The 432-nt window shown below is 44.7% G+C and carries 1 protein-coding gene; it reads left to right on the forward strand.

Annotated features, from left to right (window positions below; translation table 11 throughout):
* A partial coding sequence (locus ACXX53_RS23125) for a MucBP domain-containing protein (RefSeq protein ID WP_458571021.1) occupies positions 1–432 on the forward strand: 432 nt, incomplete at both ends.

The following is a 432-nucleotide window of genomic DNA, read 5'->3' on the forward strand; positions in this document are numbered from 1 at the left end:
ATCTTCTACTACACGGCGAAAGAACAAAGTGTAGCAGTGAAGTACATGCTGGAAGGAACGAAAACGGAGTTGAATCCAGCTACGAGTAAGTCAGGTAAGACAGGCGAAACAATGAAGCTGGAAGCGATGGACATTGATGGCTATACGAAGGTAGCTCCAACTGAAGTGAACTATACGTTCACAGCGGAATCGAACCAAGAGCATATCTTCTACTACACAGCGAAAGAACAAAGTGTAGCAGTGAAGTACATGCTGGAAGGAACGAAAACGGAGTTGAATCCAGCTACGAGTAAATCAGGTAAGATAGGCGAAACAGTGAAGCTGGAAGCGATCGATATTGCAGGCTATACGAAGGTAGCTCCAACTGAAGTGAACTATACGTTCACAGCGGAATCGAACCAAGAGCATATCTTCTACTACACAGCGAAAGAA

Source organism: Paenibacillus marinisediminis, from assembly GCF_054343325.1.